Below are 14,853 nucleotides of genomic sequence, written 5' to 3'. Positions count from 1 at the left end.
GAGAGGGGGAAGGCGCGAAGCGACTCAGGGGGTGTCATCTCAGACATCAGTGCCGATACGGTTGCGCAGCACGCCCAGGCCCGTGATCTCGACCTCGACCACATCGCCATGCTTCATGTACAGAGGCGGCTCGCGGCGGTCGCCCACGCCGCCCGGCGTGCCCGTGGCGATCACGTCGCCTGGCGACAGCGGCGTGAAGCGCGACACATAGGCCACGATGGTGGGGATGTCGAAGATCAGGTCGCCCAGGCTGGCCTGCTGCATCACGCTGCCGTTCAGGCGCGTCTGCAGCGCCAGGCTGCGCACGTCGGCCACCTCGTCGCGCGTGACCAGCCAGGGGCCGAAGGGCGCCGTGCCGGGAAAGTTCTTGCCGGGCGTGAACTGGTGCGTATGGCGCTGCCAGTCGCGCACGCTCACATCGTTGAAGCAGGCATAGCCGGCGATGTGGTCGAAGGCATCTTCCTTTGCAATGTGGCGCCCGCCCCGGCCGATGACGAAGGCCAGCTCGCCCTCCCAGTCGAAACGCTCCGAGAAGGCCGGGCGCAGCAGCTCGTCGCCATCGGCGGCCAGACTGTCGTTGAAGCGCAGGAACAGCGACGGGTGCTCGCTGTCGGCGCGCCGCGTCTCGGCCACATGGGTCTTGTAGTTCAGGCCCACGCAGATGAGCTTGCCGGGGTTGGGGATGACGGGCAGCGCCTGGGTCTGCGCCGCATCGACGGACACGGCGCCGGCCTGCAGGGCCTGCTCCAGCTCGCCCAGCACCTGTGCGCGCAGCACGGACAGCAGGTCGGGATGGCGGGCGAGAAATTCGGCGGGCGGCAGCAGTAAGCGCTCGGCCAGAACCTGCCCGTAGCGGGGCTGTCCGGCATGGATGAAGCTGGCGAGTTTCAACGGATTTTCCTTAGGTTCAGTGTCTGGAAAACCTGCCAAGGCAAGGCCGCTGGCAAGGCATGACTGCACTGTAGAAATCCCGTTGATATCTGGATAGATAGAATTTCAGGCTTTCAGAATTGCCTCATCAGGCATACCTCAACCGGGTAACCACCATGCACCTGCCCAGCGTCAAGCTCTTCCTCGAGGTCTCCGAAGCCGGCAGCATCAGCAAGGTCGCGGCACGGCGGCACACCGTGCAGTCGCACATCAGCCGGCAGATCAGCGAATTCGAAGCGTCTCTGGGCGGCCCCTTGCTGCGGCGCACGGGCCGGGGCGTCACGCTGACGCCGCTGGGCGCGCGGGCCGCGCTGCGGCTGCGCAGCTGGCTGCAGGAAACCGAGCAATTGCAGGAAACGCTGCGTGCGGACGCAGGCCAGCTATGGGGCGAGGTGCGGCTGGGCATCGTGCCCTCGGCCGCGCACCCGCTGATGACGCATGTGTTCGACTGGCTGCAGCGCGAGCACCCCGGCATACGCCTGAACATCACCGAGGCCCAGGGCACGGAGCTCGACGCGCTGCTGGACAGCGGCGCCGTGGACCTGGCCATCCTCTTTCGCTTCGCGCGCCCGGCCGGCGGCGACGAGCGGCTGCTTAGCACCGCGCACAGCTATCTGGTGTCGCGCCCTGGCGACCCCTTGACCCTGGCGCCCACCACGGAGTTCGCCGCGCTCGACGGCCTGCAGCTGGTGCTGCCGCGCCGCCCCAGCCATTGGCGCGACGCGCTCGATGAGGCCGCGCACAGCCACGGCTTTCGGCTCGCGGCGGCGGCCGAGGCCGACTCGCTGACCGTGCAAAAGGAACTCGTGGCCCACGCGCCCGGCCTCTACTCGGTGATCGGCCCGTATTCCATCGATGCCGAGCTGCGCCAGGGCCGGCTGCAGGCCAGCCGCCTGGTCAACCCCGGCCTGGTGCGCCATGTGACGCTGGCCCTGCCCCGGCACGGCAAGCTCACCCAGGCCTGCCGCGTGGTGGGCGATGCCATCGAGGCATTGACGCAGGCATGGGGACAGCAGCTGTCGCCGGGGCCGCTGAGCACCTCGGGACTGCTCGGCGGTTGAAGGGATCAGATATCGGCCCCATCGGCTCCAGTCGTCGGCCATGCACGCCGTGGCCAGGCCATCGGAACAGAACGGCCGCAACCATGTCAGCGGGCCTGCCCATCACGCACGGCTGCAATGGCTTCGATCTCGATCATGGCCGCCGGGTCGTACAGCGCCTGGATCTGGGCAATCGTGTCGGCCGGATAGGGGGCGCCGAAGAACTCGCGGCGCAGGGCGACCACCTCGTCGAAGTGGCCCATGTCGGTGACGAAGATGGTGACCTTGATCACGTCCTTCAGGCTGGAGCCGCCCGCCTCCAGCGCGCGGCGCAGATTGGCAAACGCCTGCCGGCCCTGGGCCAGGAAGCCGCCCGGCACGATGCGGCCATCGTCTCCGGCGCCGGCCTGGCCGGAGATGAACAGCAGCTCGCCAAAGCGAATGCCTTGCGGCAGCAAAAACGGCTCGTAGGGGTCGGGTTGCGTGGTGACACGGTGCAGCATGGTTTCATTTCCTTCATCCATCCCCGGCAGGATCGCGCTTGGGGCATGGGCGGACGATAGGCAAGCCGGATGATTGCGACAAAGGTTCATTTGTCAGGCATAAGATGAGTTTTCCTCACCCCATTGCTCACCCGCCCCTTGCGTCCTCCAGCCCTCATGCAACGCAACCAGCTGCCGCTTTCCGCACTGCGCGCCTTCGAGGCCGCCGCCCGCCTGGGCAGCTTCAAGCAGGCCGCCGACGACCTGGCCGTGACACCCACGGCCATCAGCCACCAGATCCGCGCGCTGGAGGAACAGCTGGGCCTGGCGCTGTTCGATCGCCAGGTACGCAAGGTGGTGCTGACCGAGGCGGGCGCCCAGCTCTATCCGGTGCTGCGCGACGGTTTCGACGCCTTTGCCGCCACGCTGGAGCGCCTGCTGCAAAAGCGCCTGCGCGCCCAGGTCAGCATCTCGGCCACCAATGCGTTCACCGTGAAATGGCTGGTGCCGCGCATGGCCAGCTTCCGCGCGATGCACCCGGAGGTGGACCTGCAACTGCAGGCCTCGGACGATGTGGTGGACCTGCGCTCCCATGCCGTCGATATCGCCGTGCGCTACGGGCGCGGCCCTTATCCGGGCCTGGTGGCCGAGCCCCTGTTCAGCGACCGCTTTGCGCCCGTGGCCAATCCCCGGCTGGGCGTGCTGGGTCCGGCCGACCTGGCCCGCCTGCCGCTGATCCGCTTTGACTGGAAGACGGCGCACGCCAGCAATCCCACCTGGGAGCGCTGGTTTGACGAGGCAGGCCTGGCCTGGAATTCACCGGCGGGGCAACTGCGCTTTTCCGACGAGGGCCATGCCATCCAGGCGGCCATTGCCGGCCATGGCATTGCCCTGGTGAGCCTGGCCCTGGTGGCCGAGGACATTGCGGCCGGCCACCTGCTGCAGCCCTTCGGCCCCTCGATCACCGGCCATACCTACCATCTGGCCGTGGGCGAGCAACGGGAGCCGGGCCCCCATGTGCGCGCCGTCATGGACTGGCTCAGAAGCCAGTCCATGGCCTTGCCGTAGCCGTACCGCAGCCGCCCTCAGTAGCCCCGTGCCGCGTCCACCGCCTGCGGCAGCTCGCCGCTGGCGCGCCAGCGGCGGATATTGCCCGCCACGATGGCCGATGCCGTCGCGCGGTCCGTGGGTGCCGAGATGTGGGGCAGCACGGTCACGGCGGGATGCGCCCACTGCCAGGACGCTTCGGGCAGGGGCTCCTGGTCGAACACGTCCAGCACGGCATGGGCCAGGCGGCCGCTGTCCAGGGCGGCGCGCAGCGCGGCATCGTCCACGATGGGGCCGCGCGCAAAGTTGATCAGCGAGGCATGGTCAGGCAGCGCGGCCAGCGCCTGCGCGCCGACGAGGCCGCGCGTCTGCGGCGTGAGCGGCAGCAGGCACACGAGGATGTCGGTCTGCGCCAGCATGGCCGGCAGCTCGGCATCACCCGCATGGCATTGCACGCCTTCCATCTGCCTGGGCGTGCGGCTCCAGCCGCGCACCTGGAAGCCTGCCGCCAGCAGCCGCCGCGCGCTGGCTTCGCCCAGTGCGCCCAGGCCCAGCAGCGACACCGTCCTGTCCTGCGCGCGCACGCCGTCATGCGCCAGCCATTGGCGCGCGGCCTGCTGGCGGGCATAGCGCGGCATGTCGCGGTGCAGGTACAGGGTCCAGGCCAGCACGGCCTCGGCCATGGTGTCGGCCAGTTGCGGGTCCACCAGGCGGACGATGCGCAGGTCGGTATCGCCCAGGTCGGCCACCAGGCGCTCCACGCCGGCCCAGACGCTGTGCACCCATTGCAGGCGCGGCAGCGTGCGCAGGTCGGCGGGCTGGGGGTTGGCGACGATGGCGACCTCGCAGGCCGCGCGCTGGCCCGCATTCAGCGCATCAAGGGCGACCACGCGCTCCTCGGGCAGGGCGGCCTGCAGGGCCTGCAGCCAGGCCTGGGCTGCCGGGTAGCCGGGTGCGCAGACGAAAGGAAGCGGGGGCAGCGAGGCGCTCATTTGGCGAAGACCTTGTCCAGGTCGGCGAAGCCCTTGACCTCGATGGGATTGCCGCTGGGGTCGCGGAAGAACATGGTGGCCTGCTCGCCGGGCTCGCCCTCGAAGCGGATGCCGGGCTGCAGCACGAAATCCACCACGCCGCCCGACAGCCGCGCGGCCAGGGCCTTCCAGTCGTCCATGGCCATCACCAGGCCCAGGTGGGGCATGGGCACCATGTGGTCGCCCACGCGGCCGGTGTTCGTGACCGGGAAGGGCTCGCCCAGGTGCAGCGAGATCTGGTGGCCGAAGAAGTCGAAGTCCACCCAGGTCTCGGTGCTGCGGCCTTCCTGGCAGCCGAGCAGCGTGCCGTAGAAGGCGCGCGCTTCGTCCAGATCGCGGACATGGTAGGCAAGGTGGAAGCTGGTGCGCATGGCTGATCCTTTGGTTGTGCTTGTGGTGCAGGCAGGTTCGCAGGCCGTGGCCTGCCGTGGGTGGCGCGAGCCTAGCAGAGGCTTTTCAAAAGTGATAGCGTTGATTTCTTTGCAATCCCCAAGGAAATCTTTTGGAGACCCGCTATCTCAAGAGCCTGATCGCCGTGGTGGACAGCGGCTCCATCGCCGATGCGGCGCGCGCCGAGCACCTGACCGCCGCCGCCGTGGGCCAGCGCGTGCAGGCGCTGGAGCGCGAGCTGGGCTTTGCCCTGCTTTCGCGCAGCGGCCATGCGGCCCGCCCCACCCAGGCCTGCCTGGCCCTGCTGCCGCGCGCGCGGCGCCTGGTGCGCGAGGCCGCGCTGCTGGGCAGCGATGCCAGCGCCGATGGGCTGGCCGGCACGCTGCGCATCGGCGCCATCTCGACCGCGCTCACCGGCATGCTGCCGGCCGCGCTGCGCAAGCTCACGCAGGCGGCGCCACAGTGCCGGCCCGTCATCGTGCCGGGTACCTCGCGCGCGCTGTTCCAGATGCTGCAGGCCGGCGAGCTCGATGCCGCCGTCATCGTGGCGCCCCCTTTTGAACTGCCCAAGGCGCTGCGCAGCGTGCAGCTGCGCCGCGAGCCGCTGGTGCTGCTGGCCCCGTCCCAGGCACGCGGCCGGCCTGCCGCGCTGCTGCGCAGCCTGCCCTACATACGCTACGACCCCGATGCCTGGGGTGGCCGCCATGCGGCCGACTGGCTGGCCGACCAGGGGCTGGAGCCTGCGGTGCTGTGCGACCTGGACGCGCTGGAGGCCATTGCCATGCTGGCCGCCGACGGCATGGGCGTGGGCCTGGTGCCGCACTGGACGGGCCTGGAGCGCTTCATGGGCGACTGCCGCATGCTGCCCATTGCGGGCGCCGCCTATGAGCGCGCCATCTTGCTGGTGACCAGCGCCGAGCCCGACCTGCCGCGCATGGCCGAGCTGCTGGAGGGTGCACTCGCTTAGGTTGCGGCCTTCGTTCTCAATCCGCCTGCACGTAGCCCGTGACGCGGATCATCTCGCGGTACTTGGCGATCTCGCGCGCATAGGCGGCCGCCGCATCGTCCAGGCCCATGGGCTTGGCGACATCACGGCCGTCGGCCTCCAGCTTGGCGATGACCTGCGGGTCCAGCAGGGCCTGGCCGATGGCCTGGTTCAGGCGCTGCTTGACGTCCTGCGGCGTGCCGCGCTTGACGAAGTAGCCCGCCAGGCTGGCGTACTCGAAATCGCGCAGCGCCGGCACTTCGGTGATGCTGGGCACGGCCGACAGCACGGCAGGCCGGTTGCGCGACAGCACAGCCAGCGCCCGGAAGCGGCCGGTGCGGATCATCTCCAGCATGGACGCCTGGAACGGCATGATGCTGAAGTCGATCTGGCCGCCGGCCAGGTCCTGGATCACGGGCGCCGTGCCCGCATAGGGCGCGTGGGTGAACGGCACCTTCACCACCTTGCCCATGTACTCGGTGATCAGGTGGTAGAGCGAGCCCACGCCCACCGAGCCGTAGGTCAGCGAATTGCTCTCGTTGCGCGAGCGCGCCAGCGCCAGGAACTCTTGCATGTCCCGGGCCGGCAGGCCCGAGCGCACCAGCAGCACCAGGTGGGTGACGGTGATGTACTGCAGGTTCTCGAACGCATCGGGCTGGTAGCGCACGGCCTTGTTGGTGAGCGGCGGCAGGATGAGTTCGTTCTGCGTGCCCTGGAAGAACATGCTGCCGTCGGCCCTGGCGCCCAGCACTTTGGATGCGGCAATCGTGCCCGTGGCGCCGCCCAGGTTTTCCACGATCACCTTGGCCGCCAGTCCCTCGCCTATGGGCTTGCTCAGGATGCGGGCGCTGACGTCACTGGGCCCGCCTGCCGGGTAGGGCACCATCAGGCTGACCGGGCCGGGCGCCGAGGCCGCGGCGGGCTGCAGCAGCAGGGGCGCCAGCGGCAGGCCGGCGGCGATTTTCAGGAGCGAGCGGCGTGTGGGCAAGGCAAGTGGATTCATGAAAGTGCACCAGGCAGTGGCTTGAGGGGGAAGGCGGGAATCAGGCGCGCCCTACCACCGGGCGTGGGGCAGGCGCGCAATGGTGTGGAGCACCGCCAGGCCGCGCGGAACGATGGTGTCCACTTCGCAGTACTCGTCGGTGGTGTGGAACTTGCCGCCCACGGGTCCGGTGCCGCACAGCGTGATGGCGCCCAGGCTGGAGGTCACGCCCGAGTCCGCGCAGCCGCCGCTGAACTCGCCCTCGGCCTTGTGGCCCAGCGCGCCCAGCTCGGCCTGGTACAGCTCGAACAATTGCTGCGACTGCGGCGTGGGAACGAAGGGGCGGAACTCGCCGGTGATGTTCAGCGTGGAGCGCGTGCCCTGGATGAAGGACTTGTCGCAGATGCAGCGGATGCGGCCCACCAGGGACTCGCGCTGGTCCAGATCGAAAATGCGCAGGTCGATGGCCGCCTTGGCCGACGGCGCCGATGTGTTCACCGACAGCCCGCCCGACACCAGACCCACGTTGACGGTGACGCCCTTGTCCAGGTCGGTGAGCGCGTCCAGCGCCACCACCTTGTGCGCCAACTCCGAGATGGCGCTGATGCCCTCGGCGAAGTTGGCGCCCGAATGGGCCGCCTTGCCCTCGATCTCCACGCCGAAGAACACGCCGCCCTTGCGGCCCGTGACCACGTTGCCCGAAGGCCGGCCCGGCTCCGCATTGAAGACAAAGCCCGCCTTGCGCGCAAAGGGCTCGATGACGGACTTGCTCAGGGGCGAGCCGATTTCCTCGTCGCAGGTGAACAGGCCCGTGACCTCGGGCGCAGGCTCCGCGCTGTGGGCCAGCGCAGCCAGCAGGAAGGCGTTCATGACGATGCCCGACTTCATGTCGGCCACGCCCGGGCCGTAGGCCCTGCCGCCTTCGATGCGGAACGGCCTGCGCGCGGCCTCGCCTTCAGGGAAGACCGTGTCGCAGTGCCCCATCAGCAGCACGGGCCTGCCCACGGTGCTGCCCGCGTTCACGGTGACCGAGATCGCGGCCTCCACGCCATCGACGAAATGCGGGCTGACCTGCAGCCCCTGGCCCAGGAAGAAGGCCTCCAGGCGCCGGAACACGCGCGCCACGCCAGGCTTGTCGAAACTGCCCGAATCGATGTTGACAATGTCGGCCAGCAGCGAAAGCATGTTCTCCCGCTGGTCCTTGATCCACTCCGACGCGCCGACCGCCCGGTCCGCACTGACAATGGCTTGCTGTGGCATCCGCTGCCTCCGTATTTTTCAATACTTGGTATTGTTATTTAATACCTCAGATTCACAATCAGGTAAAACGATGATCGAAAACGCGTTGTATGTGGGTTCCGTGGGCAAGGCATTCCGCGTGCTGGACTGCTTCAAGGGCGCGGCGGGCGACCTGAGCCTCACGGAAATCATGGAGCGCAGCGGCCTGGACAAGAGCGCCGCCCAGCGCTACGCCTACACCCTCAGCGCCGAGGGCTACCTGCAGCAAAACAGCCAGACCCGCCGCTACCGGCTGGGGCCGGGCGTGCTGGACCTGACCTTCCACTTCCTGCGCACCCATGCGCTGGCCGAGGCGCTCAACCCCCTGCTGCTGCAGCTGTCCAAGGACACGGAGCAGAAGATCAGCCTGTCGCTGCGCGACGGCGACTGGCTGGTGCATGTGCTGCGCCACCAGACCAGCACCGAGCACTACCATGCCTCCCTGGTCGGGCGGCGCGTGCCCCTGCAATGCACGGCAGGCGGGCGCGCCGTGATGGCCCGGCTGGACGAGGCGCAGGTGGAGCAACTGCTGGCCCCCGGCCGCCTGGTGGCCAGCACGCCCCGGACGCTGACCACGGCCAAGGCCGTCCAGGCGGAACTGAAGAAGGTGCGCGAGCGCGGCTACGCCATGGTGGTCGATGAATTCATCATGGGCGAGGTCGCGCTGGCCGCCGCCGTGGTCGATGCCGACGGCGTGCCGCTGGGCGCCCTGCACCTGAGCGGATCGTCAAGCCAGTGGAGTGGAGCCGACTACGCGAAGAAGTTCTCGCCCCTGCTGCTCAACGCCATCGCCCAGTACGAGCGGCGCAACGCGTAGCGCCTGCCGTCCAGCGCGGATCCCGCTATACTGCGCCCCTTCTTTCTTGAACGAGCTGCTGCAGGAAAGACGTTTTCCGGGCCTTTGCCGCCCGGGTGTCTTTCATCGTCCGTACACCCACCGGACGCGGCGAGCGCCAACCAGGCCTCGCGGATCTGCAGCCATGAGCACTCCTCAACGACTCCAGCGTGCCTTTGCACGCACGGGCATCTCTCTCGACTATCGCGACGGCATCTACCACGTGCGCGATGGCCAGGCCGAGGCCCACATTCTTCTTCCCGACAGTCTTCCCCTGGAGGACAAGGCCGTGCGCCAGTTGCTGGCCTTTGCGGCCGTGCGCCGGCATGACGGCCAGGGCAGCCACGGCGCCGTCTGCCGCGCCTGCGCCACGCCCGACTTCCATCCGGGCACGGTGGCGCCCGTGGGCAGCGTGGTGGCCACGCCATCGGACTTCGTCATTCCGGCCGCCATCGGCACGGACATCAACTGCAGCGTGCGCCTGCTGACCACGGGTGCCCGGCTGGACCAGTTGGCACCGCACAAGGGCCGGCTGGTGGACTTGCTGACCGCCAGCCTGCTGGGCAGCGGGCGCGACGTGCCCGTGACCACGGCCGCCTTCCGCGCGCTGTTCGACCACGGGCCGGCCGCCTTTGTGGACCGGCTGAGCGGCCAGGGCCTGTGGGGCCATGTCGACAGGGACCGCCTGCACCGCGAGCTGGCCGCCTGCATCGGCCTGGACAGCTTCGCTGGCAGCGCCCGCCACGCGCCCCATGCCTATCTGCAGGAGCGCCATGCCGTGTTCCGCGACCCGTGCCTGGGCACGGTGGGATCGGGCAACCATTTCGTGGAACTGCAGGTGGTCGACGAGGTGCTGGACCGCCACGCGGCCTACCGGGCCGGCCTGCGCGCGGGCGACGTGGTGGTGATGATCCACAGCGGCTCGCGCGACCTGGGCTTTTACGTGGGCCAGGCCTGGAAGGACCGCGCCCGGGCCGAGTGGCCGCAAGGCGTGAAGCACCCGGCCAGCGGTCTGTACGGCCTGTCGGGTCCGCTGGCCGGCGAGTACCTGCAGGCCATGGGCGTGGCGGCGCGCTATGCCTGGGCCAACCGCGTGGTGCTGGCCGAGCTGGTGCGCAAGGACCTGGAGCAGATCGTGGGCGCAGCGGATTCGCGCCTGGTGGTCGATGTGCCGCACAACGTGGTCCTGCAGCAAGGCGGCATGAACATCCACCGCAAGGGCGCCACGCCGGCCAACGAGGGCGACTTCGCGCTGATCCCGGGGTCCATGGGCGATGCCTCCTACCTGGTCACGGGCCTGGGCGCGGCCGACTGGCTCTGGTCCTGCAGCCATGGCGCGGGGCGGCGCATGCGCCGCCAGGCCGTGCGCGCGCTGCGCCCCGAAGCCCGTGCAGGCCATGCGGCCGAACAGGGCTGGCAATGCGTGACGCTGCGCGAGGAGCGCCGCATCGAGGAGGCGCCCGAAGCCTACAAGCCCATCGGCCCGGTCATCGAGTCGCAGGAGGCCGCCGGCCTGATCCATGCCGCCGTGAAGCTCAGGCCCTGGATCACCTTCAAGGCCTGAGCACCGGCAGGCGCCTCACTGCAGCCGCAAGCCGTCCGCCGCACGGTCCTGGGCAAGCTTGCGGTACAGCGTCTGGCGGCTGATGCCCAGCATGCGCGCGGCCTGGGTGACATTGCCCCGGCAGTTCTCCAGCGCCTGCCGCACGGCCGAGCGCGAGAGTTCATCCAGGCTCTGCGGCGCAGCGTCGAGCCGGGGGCCGCTGCGGGCGGTCTGCGCCAGCTCGGCCTGGAAGTCGTCGGGCAGGTGCTGCCACTGCAGGCAGTCCTCATGGGGATCGAGCATGGCGCAGGCCGTTCTCAGCACGCTGGCGCACTGGCGCAGATTGCCGGGCCAGCCATGGCCGGCCAGCTGCGCCAGCAGGGCCGGTGCCATGCGCAGCGGGCGCGCGGGTTCGATGTCGGCCAGCATGCGCGCGGCCAGCGCCTCGAAGTCGCCGCGCTCGCGCAGCGGAGGCAGCTCCACGGCCAGGCCGTTGATGCGGTAGTACAGGTCGGCACGAAAGCGCCCCTGGTCGGCATCCTCGCGCAGCCTGCGGTTGGAGGCGCTGACCAGCGCGAAATCGACCGCAACGGGCGTGCCACCGCCCAGCGGCACCACCTGCCGCTCCTGCAGCACGCGCAGCAGCCGGGTCTGCAGCGACAGCGGCATGTCGCCGATCTCGTCCAGGAACAGGGTGCCGCCGTGCGCCTGGCGCAGCAGGCCCGCCTGTCCTTCGCGCCGCCCGCCCGTGAAGGCGCCCTGGCGGTAGCCGAACAGCTCGGCCTCGATCAGCGACTCGGGCATGGCCGCGCAGTTGATGGCCACGAAGGGGCCGTCGCGGCGCGGCCCGCTGTCGTGGGCCGCGCGCGCAAACCATTCCTTGCCCACGCCGGACTCGCCCTGGATGAGCAGCGCAATCGGCTTGCCCAGCACGCGCCGGGCCTTGTCGGCCGCCGCACGCCAGCGCGCATCGCCCGTGTCCAGCCGCGCCAGCGCATCGCGGGGGGCCTGCCGTGTTTCCCCCGCTTGCCGCGCTCCCAGCGCCTCCTGCACTGTCTGCGCCGCCGCCCCCGCCATGATGGTGCGCCGGTCCGGCACCAGCTGGCCGAACAGCGCCGTGCCGTCATGGCGCCGCAGCGGCTGGGCCGCATCGGGCTGGCGGTGCTGGCGTGACAGCAGCTCCTGCAGGCTGGCGTCCAGCACCTGGTCCAGCGCCACGCTGCCCAGCTGCGCGTGCGACAGGCGCAGCAAGGCCAGCGCGGCGCGGTTGGCACCCACCACCCAGCCGTCGCCCGAGATCAGCGCAATGCCTTCGCCCACCGTGCCAATGCCTTCGGGCCGCGCGTGCAGGTGCAGGCGGATGTGGCGCTGGCCGTCGCAGGCCATGAGGCGGTTTTCGATCATGCGGGCCGCCGTGCCGACCAGGCCCAGCGTGTGCGGGCTGCCCCGGCCATATTCGCTGGAGATGTCCAGAATGCCCAGCAGCTGGCCCGTGCCCGACAGGATGGGCGCGGCCGCGCAGGTGAGAAAGCCGTTGCGCTCCAGGAAATGCTCGCCGCCCTGGATTTCGATGGAGTCCATCTCGGCCAGTGCCGTGCCGATGGCATTGGTGCCGCGCTGCGCCTCATGCCAGGACGCGCCGCTGGCCAGGGCCACGCGCTCGGCCTTGCCCAGAAAGAAAGGGTCGCCGCAGGTATCCACCAGGGTGCCGCAGGGGCCGGCCAGCACCACCACACTCTGGCTGCCGCGCACCTGCTCGGACAGGTATTCCATGACGGGCCGTGAATGCGCCAGCAGCGCATGGTGGCGGCTGCGCAGCACGCCCAGCGCATGCTGCTCCAGGTTGTCGGCGGCGCCCAGCCGTCCTGTGGGACGCAGTCCCTGCTCGATGCAGCGCTGCCACGAGCGCGCCAGGCGCTCGTCCACCAGGCCGCTGGGGCAGCGGCCCGACTCCATCAGGCTGTGACGGGCCTGGCGCAAGGCCACAAGGGAGGCTCTCGATTGCATGCTGTCTCCTGCTCGGGCGTCATTGCGCCGCGTTGCGGGCCAGTATGCGGGGCCGGCGGGCACCGGGCAAGCCAAGTGGCGGGTCAGGCGCCCGACTGTTCCATTTCTGGACAGTTGTCCTGTTGCGCAACGTCACGGCACAGGGCGAACGCGCACGGGAATACCCGCAGCAGTCACGTCCCGCGCGCCTTTGCGGGCACCTGCCCTGCGGCCTGCAGGCTGGCACGGCTTTTGAATCATGTCTGCCGTCCGGCCATGGCCGGATATCCCGATCCACACCCGATCACAACAGACCCATAAGCATCCTCAGGAGACAAGCAGCATGACCGTCTACGCAGCACCCGGCGCCGCTGGCGCCAAGATCGCCTACAAGGCCCGCTACGACAACTTCATCGGCGGCAGGTTCGTACCTCCGGTCAAGGAGCAGTACTTCGACGTGGTCACCCCCATCAGCGGCAAGGTCTACACCCGCGCCGCGCGCTCCACGGCCGAGGACATCGAACTGGCGCTGGACGCCGCCCATGCCGCCAGCGACGCCTGGGGCCGCACCAGCGCGGCCGAGCGTGCGAACGTCCTGCTGAAGATCGCCGACCGCATCGAGGCCAACCTGGAGCTGCTCGCCTATGCCGAGACCGTGGACAACGGCAAGGCCATCCGCGAGACGCTGAATGCCGACATCCCGCTGACCGTGGACCATTTCCGCTATTTCGCGGGCTGCGTGCGCGCCCAGGAAGGCGCGCTCAGCCATATCGACGAGACCACGGTGGCCTATCACATCCAGGAGCCGCTGGGCGTGGTGGGCCAGATCATTCCCTGGAACTTCCCCATCCTCATGGCGGCCTGGAAGCTGGCGCCCGCGCTGGGCGCAGGCAACTGCGTGGTGCTCAAGCCGGCCGAGTCCACGCCCATCAGCATCCTGATCCTGGCCGAGCTCATTGCCGACCTGCTGCCGCCCGGCGTGCTCAACATCGTCAACGGCTTCGGCCGCGAGGCCGGCATGCCGCTGGCCACCAGCAAGCGCATCGCCAAGATCGCCTTCACGGGCTCCACCTCCACGGGCCGCGTGATCGCCCAGGCCGCCGCCAACAACCTCATCCCGGCCACGCTGGAGCTGGGCGGCAAGTCGCCCAACATCTTCTTCGCCGACGTGATGGACAAGGACGATGCCTTCCTCGACAAGGCCGTCGAAGGGCTGGTGCTGTTCGCCTTCAACCAGGGCGAGGTCTGCACCTGCCCCAGCCGCGCGCTGATCCACGAAAGCATCTACGACCGCTTCATGGAGCGCGTGCTCCAGCGCGTGGCCGCCATCCGGCATGCCAACCCGCTGGACACCGACAGCATGATGGGTGCGCAGGCGTCCAAGGAGCAGCTCACCAAGATCCTGTCGTACCTGGACCTGGGCAAGCAGGAGGGCGCCGAGGTGCTGGCTGGCGGCGGCCAGGCCCATCTAGGCGGCGACCTGGAAGGCGGCTACTACGTGCAGCCCACGCTGTTCAAGGGCCACAACAAGATGCGCATCTTCCAGGAGGAAATCTTCGGCCCCGTGCTGGCCGTGACCACCTTCAAGGACGAGGCCGAGGCCCTGGCGATTGCCAACGACACGCTCTACGGCCTGGGCGCGGGCGTGTGGAGCCGCAACGGCAACGTGGCCTACCGCATGGGCCGCGCCATCAAGGCCGGGCGCGTGTGGACCAACTGCTACCACGCCTACCCGGCGCACGCGGCCTTTGGCGGCTACAAGGAATCGGGCATCGGCCGCGAGACCCACAAGATGATGCTGGACCACTACCAGCAGACCAAGAACCTGCTGGTCAGCTACAGCGAGAACAAGCTGGGCTTCTTCTGAAGTTCTTCCCAGGTGAATGCGGCCGGCGGCGCGCAGCGCGGCCGGCCGCCCAGGAAAGGACCAACCCATGGTTGACAAAGTGACTGCCACCGACGCCGCGCTGGCGCTGATCGCCGACCTGCAGGCGCAGCACGGGCCGGTGTTCTTCCACCAGTCCGGCGGCTGCTGCGACAACAGCGCCGCCAACTGCTACCTGCCCGGCGAGCTGACGATAGGCGCCCAGGACGTGCTGCTGGGCCAGGTGGGCGGCGCGCCCTTCTACATCGGCAAGTCCCAGTACGAATACTGGAAGCACACCCAGCTCATCCTGGACGTGATCGAGGGCCAGGGCGGCACCTTCTCGCTGGAGGGCAGCACGGGCAAGGCCTTCCACACACGCTCCAGGCTGTTCACGGACGAGGAATACGCCGAGATCCTGGCCAGCGAGGGCGACGGCCCCTGACAGGGGCCGCGCGGC

General features: G+C 69.3%; 14 protein-coding genes. 7 read left to right on the top strand and 7 right to left on the bottom strand.

Annotated elements, in window-relative coordinates:
- Positions 1-39 precede the first annotated feature (39 nt).
- Entirely contained in the window at positions 40-891 is an 852-nt protein-coding gene (locus tag U6958_RS06890; RefSeq protein WP_074921513.1) for a fumarylacetoacetate hydrolase family protein, read from the bottom strand.
- Positions 892-1,046: 155 nt separating this feature from the next.
- On the opposite strand from U6958_RS06890, the gene U6958_RS06885 reads away from it, so the two are divergent.
- Positions 1,047-1,991: a LysR family transcriptional regulator gene (locus U6958_RS06885; protein ID WP_013800697.1), complete on the top strand. Its 945-nt coding sequence runs from the start codon at positions 1,047-1,049 to the stop codon at positions 1,989-1,991.
- Positions 1,992-2,077: 86 nt separating this feature from the next.
- Here the strand turns inward: U6958_RS06885 and U6958_RS06880 are convergent, their stop codons facing one another.
- Entirely contained in the window at positions 2,078-2,473 is a 396-nt protein-coding gene (locus tag U6958_RS06880; RefSeq protein ID WP_074921514.1) for a RidA family protein, read from the bottom strand.
- A gap of 156 nt (positions 2,474-2,629) precedes the next feature.
- Here U6958_RS06880 and U6958_RS06875 point away from each other — a divergent pair, with 156 nt between their 5' ends.
- Positions 2,630-3,520 carry a LysR substrate-binding domain-containing protein gene (locus U6958_RS06875; RefSeq protein ID WP_061287322.1) on the top strand — a complete coding sequence of 297 codons (891 nt, stop codon included), beginning with the start codon at positions 2,630-2,632 and terminating at the stop codon, positions 3,518-3,520.
- 17 nt (positions 3,521-3,537) lie between these two features.
- Here U6958_RS06875 and U6958_RS06870 read toward each other — a convergent pair whose 3' ends face one another.
- The gene (locus U6958_RS06870) at positions 3,538-4,491 is read right to left on the bottom strand and encodes a glyoxylate/hydroxypyruvate reductase A (protein WP_074921515.1); all 954 of its coding nucleotides are present in this window, start codon (positions 4,489-4,491) and stop codon (positions 3,538-3,540) included.
- Positions 4,488-4,901 (bottom strand): VOC family protein, encoded by a 414-nt coding sequence (locus U6958_RS06865; protein ID WP_012207434.1) that lies wholly within the window; start codon positions 4,899-4,901, stop codon positions 4,488-4,490. The genes U6958_RS06870 and U6958_RS06865 overlap by 4 nt, the downstream gene beginning before the upstream one ends.
- Positions 4,902-5,032: 131 nt before the next feature.
- Between U6958_RS06865 and U6958_RS06860 the strand changes: the two genes are divergently transcribed.
- Positions 5,033-5,887, top strand: a complete 855-nt coding sequence (locus U6958_RS06860; RefSeq protein WP_074921516.1) for a LysR substrate-binding domain-containing protein — start codon at positions 5,033-5,035, stop codon at positions 5,885-5,887.
- Positions 5,888-5,903: 16 nt separating this feature from the next.
- On the opposite strand, the gene U6958_RS06855 is transcribed toward U6958_RS06860, so the two are convergent.
- Both U6958_RS06855 and U6958_RS06850 read right to left on the bottom strand, forming a co-directional pair.
- Positions 5,904-6,908 (bottom strand): tripartite tricarboxylate transporter substrate binding protein, encoded by a 1,005-nt coding sequence (locus U6958_RS06855; RefSeq protein WP_046986376.1) that lies wholly within the window; start codon positions 6,906-6,908, stop codon positions 5,904-5,906.
- Between the two features lie 51 nt (positions 6,909-6,959).
- Positions 6,960-8,147 (bottom strand): M20 family metallopeptidase, encoded by a 1,188-nt coding sequence (locus U6958_RS06850; RefSeq protein ID WP_016445477.1) that lies wholly within the window; start codon positions 8,145-8,147, stop codon positions 6,960-6,962.
- 70 nt (positions 8,148-8,217) lie between these two features.
- Between U6958_RS06850 and U6958_RS06845 the strand changes: the two genes are divergently transcribed.
- Both U6958_RS06845 and U6958_RS06840 read left to right on the top strand, forming a co-directional pair.
- The gene (locus tag U6958_RS06845; protein ID WP_013800690.1) at positions 8,218-8,982 is read left to right on the top strand and encodes an IclR family transcriptional regulator; all 765 of its coding nucleotides are present in this window, start codon (positions 8,218-8,220) and stop codon (positions 8,980-8,982) included.
- A gap of 163 nt (positions 8,983-9,145) precedes the next feature.
- Positions 9,146-10,564 (top strand): RtcB family protein, encoded by a 1,419-nt coding sequence (locus tag U6958_RS06840; protein WP_074921517.1) that lies wholly within the window; start codon positions 9,146-9,148, stop codon positions 10,562-10,564.
- 15 nt (positions 10,565-10,579) lie between these two features.
- Here U6958_RS06840 and U6958_RS06835 read toward each other — a convergent pair whose 3' ends face one another.
- Positions 10,580-12,550 carry a sigma-54-dependent Fis family transcriptional regulator gene (locus U6958_RS06835; RefSeq protein ID WP_074921518.1) on the bottom strand — a complete coding sequence of 657 codons (1,971 nt, stop codon included), beginning with the start codon at positions 12,548-12,550 and terminating at the stop codon, positions 10,580-10,582.
- A gap of 322 nt (positions 12,551-12,872) precedes the next feature.
- Between U6958_RS06835 and U6958_RS06830 the strand changes: the two genes are divergently transcribed.
- Positions 12,873-14,396, top strand: a complete 1,524-nt coding sequence (locus U6958_RS06830; protein ID WP_012207447.1) for an aldehyde dehydrogenase family protein — start codon at positions 12,873-12,875, stop codon at positions 14,394-14,396.
- Positions 14,397-14,463: 67 nt separating this feature from the next.
- Positions 14,464-14,838 carry a DUF779 domain-containing protein gene (locus U6958_RS06825; protein ID WP_074921519.1) on the top strand — a complete coding sequence of 125 codons (375 nt, stop codon included), beginning with the start codon at positions 14,464-14,466 and terminating at the stop codon, positions 14,836-14,838.
- Positions 14,839-14,853: the final 15 nt, after the last annotated feature.

It is taken from the genome of Delftia lacustris (assembly GCF_040267515.1).
GTDB lineage: Bacteria > Pseudomonadota > Gammaproteobacteria > Burkholderiales > Burkholderiaceae_C > Comamonas > Comamonas tsuruhatensis.
Note: the sequence above shows the minus strand (reverse complement) of the source record. Positions and strands in the feature narration are given on the sequence as shown.

Excerpts from the sequence above, each read along its gene's own strand:
- U6958_RS06885 (WP_013800697.1), top strand. The coding sequence starts at position 1,047 with ATGCACCTGCCCAGCGTCAAGCTCTTCCTCGAGGTCTCCGAAGCCGGC.
- U6958_RS06880 (WP_074921514.1), bottom strand. The coding sequence starts at position 2,473 with ATGCTGCACCGTGTCACCACGCAACCCGACCCCTACGAGCCGTTTTTG.
- U6958_RS06875 (WP_061287322.1), top strand. The coding sequence starts at position 2,630 with ATGCAACGCAACCAGCTGCCGCTTTCCGCACTGCGCGCCTTCGAGGCC.
- U6958_RS06870 (WP_074921515.1), bottom strand. The coding sequence starts at position 4,491 with ATGAGCGCCTCGCTGCCCCCGCTTCCTTTCGTCTGCGCACCCGGCTAC.
- U6958_RS06865 (WP_012207434.1), bottom strand. The coding sequence starts at position 4,901 with ATGCGCACCAGCTTCCACCTTGCCTACCATGTCCGCGATCTGGACGAA.
- U6958_RS06855 (WP_046986376.1), bottom strand. The coding sequence starts at position 6,908 with ATGAATCCACTTGCCTTGCCCACACGCCGCTCGCTCCTGAAAATCGCC.
- U6958_RS06850 (WP_016445477.1), bottom strand. The coding sequence starts at position 8,147 with ATGCCACAGCAAGCCATTGTCAGTGCGGACCGGGCGGTCGGCGCGTCG.
- U6958_RS06845 (WP_013800690.1), top strand. The coding sequence starts at position 8,218 with ATGATCGAAAACGCGTTGTATGTGGGTTCCGTGGGCAAGGCATTCCGC.
- U6958_RS06840 (WP_074921517.1), top strand. The coding sequence starts at position 9,146 with ATGAGCACTCCTCAACGACTCCAGCGTGCCTTTGCACGCACGGGCATC.
- U6958_RS06835 (WP_074921518.1), bottom strand. The coding sequence starts at position 12,550 with ATGCAATCGAGAGCCTCCCTTGTGGCCTTGCGCCAGGCCCGTCACAGC.
- U6958_RS06830 (WP_012207447.1), top strand. The coding sequence starts at position 12,873 with ATGACCGTCTACGCAGCACCCGGCGCCGCTGGCGCCAAGATCGCCTAC.
- U6958_RS06825 (WP_074921519.1), top strand. The coding sequence starts at position 14,464 with ATGGTTGACAAAGTGACTGCCACCGACGCCGCGCTGGCGCTGATCGCC.